We start from the raw sequence: 9,246 nt of genomic DNA, 5'->3' as shown, positions 1-9,246 counted from the left end.
CCCCGGGGCCGGCGGGCCACGGGGGGCCCCAGCCCATCGCGCAGCGACGCGACCGCAGGGAGCGCCCTTGACGGGCCGGCCCGTCCCGGAAGGACAGTGGACTGCCGGGAAGCCCCCGGACCCCGTCAACGCCACCGAACACCCGCGTCCCGCCGAACCCACCCCCACCCCCGGCCAACGCCCTACACCGCCGACTCCGGTGCGATGCGGCTTCGGACGGCCGACTGGACGTCCTCTTCCTCCGCCGGGTCCGATGCCAGGCGGCGCAGGCGCGGGGCCACGCGGGCGTCCGCCGTCTCCGCGTGGCGGGCCGCCACCTCGCGGGTGGTCTCCTCGCAGTCCCAGAGGCATTCGACGGCGAAGCCGGCCGCGAAGGACGGGTCCGTGCTGGCCAGTGCCCGGGCGGCGCGGCCGCGCAGGTGGGACGAGGCCGTCTCGCGGTAGATGTGGCGCAGCACCGGGGCCGCGCAGCCGATCGCCAGGCGGCCGGCTCCGTCGACCAGGGCGAACAGCCGGCGGGTGTCCGGGCCGCAGCCTCGGACGGTGGAGCGCAGTGCTCCGAGGACGAGCTGGGCGTCCTCGGCGTCGCCGCGGGCGGCCAGGAGGGCCGCCGCGGCCGCTCCCAGGGCGTCGGGGCGGTGGATCCAGCGGCGGGCGCGTTCGACCGCGGCGGGGCCGCACATGCGCTCGTAGGCGGCCACGGCGGGCTCGTCGCCGGCGGCTTCGATGAGGTCCAGGACGGCCGGGTTGTCCGGTTCGGCGAGGACCAGGTGGTGCAGGGCGGTGGCGCGGGCGGCCTCGCCGGAGGCTCCGGCGGCGGCCGCCAGGATGGCCGGGCGGTCCTCGGGAGCGGCGACGGCGGCGAGACAGCGCGCGGCGGGCACGTGCAGCGGGGTGCCGCGGCGCAGCCCGTCGGCGGCCCAGTCGAAGACGGCCTGGACGCCCCAGCCGGGCCGGGGGCCGGAGGGGGTCAGCTGGCGCTGCCAGCGGTCGAAGGAGCCCTGTTGGCGGGCGGCGCGCAGCCGCTCCCCGTACTCGGGCGAGGCTTCCCACAGGCACCAGGGTCTGGGTTCGTACGCGTCGCGGACGGCGGCGGCCAGCCGCGCCCCGCCGTCCGCCGTGTGGGGGAAGCGGGCGAGGACGGGTGCGGCGAGGCCGCGCAGGCCTTCGTCGTCGTCGCGCAGGGCGAGCTCGTCGAGGGCCCAGGCCCAGTTCGCGCCGGAGGCGGCGTACCGGCGCAGCAGCATCAGTGCGTCGTCGCGTCCGTACGAGGCGAGGTGGCCGAGTACGGACAGGGCGAGGCCGGTGCGGTTCTCGTCCTCGTCGAAGAGGTCTTCCGCGCTGAAGAGGTGGGTCTCGATCTCGCCGAGGGGGCCGTCGAGGTCCAGGTACAGGCGGGCGTAGTACAGCGAGCGGTTCTCGACCTGCCAGTCCTGGCGCGGGTCGCGGAGTACGCACTGGTTGAGGGCCGCGAGGGCCTCCGTGCGGGGCGCCGCGAGGGCGTGGAGGGTGCCGTCGCCGCGACCGCGCTGGAGGAGCCCGAGCAGGGTGCCGCTAGGCGCTATGACTGGTTCGAACATGGGAATGGCCTCAAATCAAGCTGGGGACGCAACCGGGAATCGGGATTCACAGGGCCGCGTAACAGCATGTGAGGACGTCCGCCGTCATGTTCCGCTCGATGTAGACCATTGCCTTCTCACTCTCGTCGGTGCTCCGCGACCGTGCCGGGCCGGTGTGGCAGGGGTGGCTGTGGACACCCGTTGTGTCCAGTCCGCTCCTGCCCGTCCGTCATGTCCGCGAATCGAATCCGTCGCCATGATGACCCAGCCGCTTTGTGCACCGCGACCACATTTCCGGCTGCCGTGATCAACCTGTGAGGTCTGCGACGGTCAGTCGGCGGTCAGCTCCCGCCCAAAAGCGGACTACTTGGCTCCGAAGAGTTCCAGCAGGTCGGCCTTTGCGAACATGCGCGCCGTGTCCACGGCGGAGGGGGTTCCGGCGTTCGGATCGGCGCCGCCGGCGAGCAGTGCGCGGATGACGGCCTCCTCGCCCTTGAAGACGGCGCCGGCGAGCGGGGTCTGGCCGCGGTCGTTGGCGCGGTCGGCCTCGGCGCCGCGGGCCAGCAGGGCCGTGACGGCTTCGGCGTGGCCGTGGTAGGCGGCCAGCATGACGAGGGTGTCACCGCGGTCGTTGGTGAGGTTCGCGGGGACTCCGGCGTCGAGGTACGCGGCGAGGTCCCCGGTCCGGCCGTGGCGGGCGAGGTCGAAGATCTTGGTGGCCAGTGCGATGACGTCCTCGTCGGGGGCGTCCTGCGGACCGCCCGCGGTGGGCTCGTGCCCGGGGTTGCGCTCGCTCATCGGTCGTACCGCCTTTCACTCGCTGGTGGCAATGAGTTTCCCCAGGCCGTGCGGGCAGGGGTGCGTACGGCGCTGCGTCCGTACGGGTGAATCGCCAGGGTAGCGCCCGGACCTGCACATGAGCGGGCCGGGCGGAGGCAAGGATCACCGCCGAGCCCCTTCACGTCCGGCACGCCAGACGGAGTGGGCCGGTCAAGTGAAAAACGCTGCCATTCACCCGTATGCACCTTTTGTCGCATTGATACTTGCTGTGAGCCTGGAAGAACTGATGGTGACCGTCCCCACTCACCAGGAGAACTGCTCATGGTCCTGTCCATCTCAGGTGTCGTCCTGCTCGGCATCATCTGCTTCCTGTTCTTCAAGAAGGACGGGATGAAGCTGACGCACGCGTTCGTCTGCGGGCTCTTCGGCTTCTTCCTCGCCGGCTCCGCCATCGCCCCCAGCATCACGGCGAGCACCGCGAGCCTCGCGAGTCTCCTCGGCGGGATCAAGCTCTAGCGCTCCGACCGCAAACCCCGCCACACCCACAACTCCAGGAGACGCCCGTGGCCCGGCGCCCACTTCCCCGCATCCTCAGCAACGGCACCTCGTCGCTGGCCCGGGGCCGCGACCTCGCTCGCACGGCCGCCGACAGCGCCACGGACGTCCTCCATCCGCTCCTCACCATCGGACGCGGCCTGCGCGTCCTGGCCTCCTCCGGGCGGCGCAAGTGGTCCGGGACGCCCAAGGACAAGCGTGGTCCCGCGCTGTTCCTGGGCGCCGCCTGCGTCCTCGTGGTCGCGCTCGTCCCCTACGGCCCCCTGACCGCCCTGATCACGCTCATGGCGGCGGCGGCCTGGCAGGGTCGCGACCACACCCCGGCGAAGACCGCGCCCAGCGATGCCGAGGCCGAACGGCTCGGCTCCCTCTACGAAGCCCTCGTGCCGTACTTCTCCATCCCGGAGGACCCCAATCCGCTCTTCGCCCACGGCGGGGACTGGGACAAGGCCTTCAGCGGCCACGAGTTCGACGAGGCGGGCCGCGTCACCCGGCTCCACATTCGCTACCCCGCCTACTTCACCGATGGCGAAGCCGCCTCGCGGGCCCGGATCGAAGCACTGCTGCACGCCAAGTCCGGGCGCGGACGGGAGTACCTCTTCGACTGGGACGAGGAGGGCAACCAGCTCGACCTCAGTGTGCTGGCGGCGCTGCCGACGGGTATCGCCGCCCAGCCGTTCGTGACCTCCCCCGGCGAGACCGTGCTCGGCTTCACCGACGCGGGCAGCGTCCAGCGCACGCTGCCCGTCCTGGAGGGCGACGAGCCCCGGGACGTGCCGCCGGTGATCTGGCGCACCGGCCCCCGGTCCACCGAGCCGCACCTGCTGGCCGTCGGCCAGCCCGGCAGCGGCACCTCGACCCTGCTGCGCTCGATCGCCCTGCAGGCCCTCCAGCACGGTGGCGACGTACTGATCGTCGAAGGCGGCGGCAGCGGCGAGTACGCCTGCCTCTCGGGCCGCACCGGCGTCCTGGCCGTGGAAGGCGGGCCTGCCGGGGCCCTGGCCACCCTGGAGTGGGCCGCGCAGGAGACCGAGCGGCGGCTGATCGCCACCCACCGCGCCCGCGAGGCCGGGCGGCCCGCCCCCGAGGACATCCGGCGCCCGCTGTGGATCCTGCTGGACCAGCCCACGGTGCTGGCCCACCTCGCGGCCGCCGAGGGGAGCCCGGACCCGCTCGCGCAGCTCCCGGTGCCGCTGCGGCACGGGCGCGCCGCGAACGTCACGGTGGTGGTGGCCGAGCACCACGACCACCTGGAGCTCCTGAACGATGCCGTCTGGCAGCACACCCGGGCCCGCGTGGTGCTGGGGCCGGCCGCGATCCAGCAGATCGCCGACGTGCTGGGGCTGCCGCCGCACACCACCCCGCCGGCCCAGGCGGCGCCGGGCCGCGGGTACGCCCGGCTCGGCGCGGGTCCCGTGCACCGCCTCCAGGTTCCCGCGACGCCGGACCCGTACGACGAGGGCACCCATCCGGTACACCGCCAGGCCGTGCTGGAACTCCTGCCCGCACGCCGGGCGGCCGCGGTCGGCGCCGTCCCGGACCCCGTCGGCCACGTCACGCTGACGAAGCCGCTGCAGGCGCAGCCCCCGGCGCAGGCGCAGTCGATCGAGACCTCGGAGATCCCGGAGGTGCCAGCCGACGCTCCCTGGCCCGGGAGGTTCGGCTAGGCCACGAAGGTGCGCGGCGGCTCCGCGCCGCTGCCGCCCGCGCCGGTGCCGACCAGGCGGGCCGCCGCCGCCAGTCGGGCGGCGGCCTCATCGGCCACCGGACCGCCCACGGTGAACGGCAGCCGGACGTAGCCCTCGAAGGCCCCGTCGACGCCGAACCGCGGCCCCGAGGGGACCCGTACACCGACCCGCTCCCCCACCTCGGCCAGCCGGGAGCCGGACAGTCCGCCCGCGCGGGCCCACAGGGTCAGCCCGCCGCGCGGGACCTGGAACTCCCAGTCGGGCAGCTCCCGGCGCACGGCGGTGACGAGCGCGTCCCGGTTCTCCCGGGCCTGGTCGCGGCGGATCTCCACGGCTTCCTCCCAGCCGCCGGTGCGCATCAGCCAGTTCACCGCGAGCTGCTCCAGCACGGGTGTGCCGAGGTCGGCGTACGCGCGCGCCGCGACGAGGCTGCGGATGACGTCGGGGGCCGCCCGGACCCAGCCGATGCGCATCCCGGCCCAGAAGGCCTTGCTGGCGGAGCCGACGGTGATCACGGTGGAGCCGGCCGGGTCGAAGGAGCAGACCGGGCGCGGCATGTCCAGGTCCGGTTCCAGCTGGAGTTCGGCCATGGTCTCGTCGGCGATCAGGACGGTGCCGGCGGAGCGGGCGGCCTCGACCATGGCGCGGCGCTGTTCGTCGGAGGCCAGGGCGCCGGTCGGGTTGTGGAAGTCGGCGACGACGTAGGCGAGGCGCGGGGCGGAGTCGCGCAGCACCTGGCGCCAGACGTCCATGTCCCAGCCGGTCAGCCCTTCCGCCATGGCGACGGGTACGAGGCGGACTCCGGCGGCGCGCATGAGCTGGAGGATGTTGGCGTAGGACGGGGATTCGACGGCGATCCGCTCGCCGCGGCCCGCGAAGAGGCTGCAGATGGCGTCGATGGCGCCCATGGCCCCGGTGGTGACCATGATCTGCTCGGGCATGGTCGGGATGCCGCGCTCGGTGTAGCGGTCGGCGAGCATCCGGCGCAGCGCGGGCAGCCCGGCGGGGTAGTCGCCGTGGGTGTGCGCGTAGGGCGGGAGTTCCTCCAGGGCGCCCTGGACGGCCTTGGTGAGCCAGGGCTCGGGGGCCGGGAGGGCGGCGCAGCCGAGGTCGATCATCGAGCCGAGGGACTCGGGGGGCAGCGGTTCCAGGCCGCGCGCGGGCAGCGGATTGCCGGCCGGTACGGCGGTCCAGCTGCCGGCGCCGCGGCGGGACTCCAGGAATCCCTCGCCTCGCAGGGCCTCGTACGCGGCGGCGACGGTGGTGCGGCTGAGGGAGAGGGCGACGGCGAGCTCCCGCTCGGCGGGCAGCCGGGCGGCGACGGGGACCCGGCCCTCCAGGACGAGCAGCCGGATCCCGTCGGCGAGGGTGCGGTAGGCGGGCAGCTTGCGTGCGCCGGACACGGCGGGCCGTTCCTGCTGGGAGGTGATGAGCCGGGCGAGCTGTGCGGCACCGACCGCCGAGGTCCACTGAGCCATGCTGTCCGGTCCACCTTCATAGAATTGGCCCCGACCGGCTCGGGGAGCGGTAGGGATTGGATTGCTTCTGCGTCCAGGGTGGCATGCGGGAGTCCATTCGGACCAGGGGTCCCCGGACGGCGGAGTCGTTCACCGCCCGGCCATCCGGTCGGCGTCGGCCCGGGGGATACTGCGGCAGTGACGCACGTACGCCTTCGCCACCCGTATCTGGACCACCCGGCTCCGATCCCCTTCGCGCACCGGGGTGGGGCCGCGGACGGACTGGAGAACACCGCCGCCGCCTTCCGCCGGGCCGCCGACGCGGGATACCGGTACTTCGAGACCGACGTCCACGCCTCGGCCGACGGGAAGCTGGTGGCCTTCCACGACGCGACCCTGGACCGGGTGACGGACGCGCAGGGCCGCATCCGCGAGCTGCCCTGGAGCCGCATCCGGGAAGCCCGGGTGGGCGGGACCGAGCCGCTGGCGCTCTTCGAGGAGCTGCTGGAGGAGTTCCCGGCCGCCCGCTGGAACATCGACGTCAAGGACGAGTCGGCCCTGCACCCGCTGGTCAACCTGATCGCGCGGGCGGGGGTCTGGGACCGGGTCTGCGTGGGCTCGTTCTCGGAGAGCCGGGTGGCGCGGGCCCAGAAGATCGCCGGGCCGCGCCTGGCCACCTCGTACGGGGTGCGCGGGGTGCTGGGGCTGCGGCTGCGCTCCTTCGCGATCCCGGCGGCGCTGCGCGTGGGCGCGGTGGCGGCGCAGGTTCCGGAGGTCCAGGCGGGCATCCGCGTGGTCGACCGCCGGTTCGTACGCACCGCGCACGAGCGGGGACTCCAGGTACACGTCTGGACCGTGAACGAACCGGAACGCATGGAGGCACTGCTGGACCTGGGTGTCGATGGCATCATGACCGACCGGATCGACATCTTGCGCACGGTGCTGGACCGGCGCGGGGCCTGGGCCTGACGAGCCCGTTCGGCCCCCGCGCGCGGTGGGGCGGCCGCTGCGGTACGGGGACCAGCGAGGGGGCACCCATGAGTGCGCGGACGGCACAAGAAGCGGAATCGGGCGCGGAGGACGGCAGAGCCGGATCGGGCGCGGAGGACGGCAGAGCCGAGGCCTCCGCACGGGCCGCGCGCAAGCGCGAGCAGCGCGGCTGGTACTTCTACGACTTCGCCTGCTCGGTCTACTCGACGAGCGTGCTCACGGTGTTCCTCGGGCCGTACCTGACCTCGGTGGCCAAGGCCGCCGCGGACGCCGAGGGGTACGTGCATCCGCTGGGCATCCCGGTCCGGGCCGGGTCCTACTTCGCGTACACCGTCTCGGCCTCGGTGATCGCGGCCGTTCTGATCATGCCGCTGGCGGGTGCGGTCGCGGACCGTACGGGCCGCAAGAAGCCGCTGCTGGCGGCCGCGGCGTACACGGGTGCGGCGGCGACGGCCGGCATGTTCTTCCTGGGCGGTGAGCGCTATCTCCTCGGCGGCCTGCTGCTGATCGTCGCTAACGCGGCGCTCGCGGTTTCGATGGTGCTCTACAACGCTTTCCTGCCGCAGATCGCCACCCCGGACGAGCGGGACACCGTCTCCTCCCGCGGCTGGGCCTTCGGCTACACCTCGGGCGCCTTCGTGCTGGGGCTGAACCTGGTGCTGTTCCAGGGCCACGACTCCTTCGGCCTCTCCGAGGGCGCGGCGGTGCGGATCTGTCTGGCCTCGGCGGGCCTGTGGTGGGGGGCGTTCGCGATCATCCCGCTGCGCAGGCTGCGGGACCGGGCGGTCGTGCGGGAGGCCGGCGCGGGCGCGGGCCCGGCCGTCAGCGGGTGGCGGCAGTTGCTGGCCACCCTGAAGGACATGCGGCGCTATCCGCTGACCCTGTCGTTCCTCCTGGCGTACCTGATCTACAACGACGGCGTGCAGACGGTGATCTCCCAGGCCTCGATCTACGGCTCCGAGGAGCTGGAACTGGAGCAGTCCACGCTGATCGTGGCCGTGCTGCTGGTGCAGATCCTGGCAGTGGCGGGCGCGCTGGGGATGGGCAGGCTGGCCGCGGTGTACGGCGCCAAGCGGACGATTCTGGGTTCGCTGGCCGCGTGGGGCCTGACCCTGGCCGCCGGATACTTCCTGCCGGCCCGGACTCCGGTGTGGTTCTTCGCGCTGGCCTCGATGATCGGGCTGGTGCTGGGCGGCAGCCAGGCGCTGTCGCGCTCCCTGTTCTCGCACCTGGTCCCGGCGGGCAAGGAGGCCGAGTACTTCTCCGCGTACGAGATGAGCGACCGCGGGCTGAGCTGGGTGGGGCCGCTGGTCTTCGGCCTGACGTACCAGGTGACCGGCAGCTACCGGGACGCGATCATCTCGTTGGTGGTCTTCTTCGCACTGGGTTTCGTGCTGCTCGCCAGGGTGCCGGTGCGGCGCGCGGTGCAGGCGGCGGGCAATCCTGTACCAGAGCGGATCTGACGGCCGGGTCCGAGCTCGCGGCGCGGTCGGCCGGAACCGGATCCACAAACGAATTCCGAACGGATTTCGACGTGGAAGCGAAGGGGCGGTAGTGTACGCCTTTGGCCTGCCAGGCGGACCGTTACTGCGTGCTGCAGAAGTGAAGACGTTGGGTGACATCTGCTGCCAGATGTGACAAAACGGGCATTGGTGGGTACAACAAGGGGCGGCACGACGGGCGACGCATGACCCGGAGCGGGAATCTATACCGCCGACCGGACGTTGACCGGATGACGACGACAGCGACACCTGTCCTGTGGGCGACAAGCCCGGGAGGCACGATTCATGAGTGAGCGAGCTCTCCGCGGTACGCGGCTCGTGGTTACCAGCTACGAGACGGACCGCGGCATCGATCTGGCCCCGCGCCAGGCGGTGGAGTACGCATGCCAGAACGGACATCGATTTGAGATGCCGTTCTCGGTTGAGGCAGAAATTCCGCCGGAGTGGGAGTGCAAGGCGTGCGGCGCCATGGCACTCCTGGTCGACGGAGACGGGCCCGAGGAGAAGAAGGGCAAGCCTGCGCGAACGCACTGGGACATGCTCATGGAGCGACGCACTCGCGAGGAGTTGGAGGAAGTGCTCGCCGAAAGGCTGGCGGTCCTCCGTTCCGGCGCCATGAACATTGCCGTGCATCCGCGGGACAGCCGCAAGTCCGCATAATCTGCGGGCGCTGAGCACGGGAAAAGCTGAGGGGCCCCGCCACGAAGTGGCGGGG

General features: G+C 72.7%; 8 protein-coding genes. 5 read left to right on the top strand and 3 right to left on the bottom strand.

Features of this window, described 5'->3' with window-relative positions; genetic code table 11:
- Window positions 1-182: 182 nt before the first annotated feature.
- On the bottom strand, window positions 183-1,580 hold the full coding sequence (locus tag ACFWB8_RS35730; protein ID WP_385237062.1) for a HEAT repeat domain-containing protein: 1,398 nt from the start codon (window positions 1,578-1,580) through the stop codon (window positions 183-185).
- A 342-nt stretch (window positions 1,581-1,922) separates the two neighbouring features.
- The gene (locus ACFWB8_RS35725) at window positions 1,923-2,357 is read right to left on the bottom strand and encodes an ankyrin repeat domain-containing protein (RefSeq protein WP_385237059.1); all 435 of its coding nucleotides are present in this window, start codon (window positions 2,355-2,357) and stop codon (window positions 1,923-1,925) included.
- A gap of 303 nt (window positions 2,358-2,660) precedes the next feature.
- Between ACFWB8_RS35725 and ACFWB8_RS35720 the strand changes: the two genes are divergently transcribed.
- Together ACFWB8_RS35720 and ACFWB8_RS35715 are read left to right on the top strand one after the other, a co-directional pair.
- The gene (locus tag ACFWB8_RS35720) at window positions 2,661-2,855 is read left to right on the top strand and encodes a hypothetical protein (protein ID WP_125605336.1); all 195 of its coding nucleotides are present in this window, start codon (window positions 2,661-2,663) and stop codon (window positions 2,853-2,855) included.
- Window positions 2,856-2,902: 47 nt separating this feature from the next.
- Entirely contained in the window at window positions 2,903-4,561 is a 1,659-nt protein-coding gene (locus ACFWB8_RS35715) for a hypothetical protein (RefSeq protein ID WP_385237055.1), read from the top strand.
- Here the strand turns inward: ACFWB8_RS35715 and ACFWB8_RS35710 are convergent.
- Complete coding sequence (locus ACFWB8_RS35710) at window positions 4,558-6,060, bottom strand: PLP-dependent aminotransferase family protein (RefSeq protein ID WP_385237052.1); 1,503 nt, start codon at window positions 6,058-6,060, stop codon at window positions 4,558-4,560. The genes ACFWB8_RS35715 and ACFWB8_RS35710 overlap by 4 nt on opposite strands.
- 177 nt (window positions 6,061-6,237) lie before the next feature.
- Between ACFWB8_RS35710 and ACFWB8_RS35705 the strand changes: the two genes are divergently transcribed.
- From ACFWB8_RS35705 to ACFWB8_RS35695, 3 genes are all read left to right on the top strand, one after another.
- Entirely contained in the window at window positions 6,238-7,008 is a 771-nt protein-coding gene (locus ACFWB8_RS35705) for a glycerophosphodiester phosphodiesterase family protein (RefSeq protein WP_385237049.1), read from the top strand.
- 68 nt (window positions 7,009-7,076) lie between these two features.
- On the top strand, window positions 7,077-8,492 hold the full coding sequence (locus ACFWB8_RS35700) for an MFS transporter (RefSeq protein WP_385237046.1): 1,416 nt from the start codon (window positions 7,077-7,079) through the stop codon (window positions 8,490-8,492).
- A 324-nt stretch (window positions 8,493-8,816) separates the two neighbouring features.
- A complete protein-coding gene (locus ACFWB8_RS35695) occupies window positions 8,817-9,191 on the top strand; it encodes an RNA polymerase-binding protein RbpA (protein ID WP_007262928.1) in 375 nt (124 codons plus the stop codon).
- Window positions 9,192-9,246 lie beyond the last annotated feature (55 nt).

This window comes from Streptomyces sp. NPDC060031 (assembly GCF_042736805.1).
GTDB lineage: Bacteria > Actinomycetota > Actinomycetes > Streptomycetales > Streptomycetaceae > Streptomyces.
The sequence above is the reverse complement of the archived record's forward strand: the minus strand, read 5'-3'. Positions and strand labels throughout refer to the sequence as shown.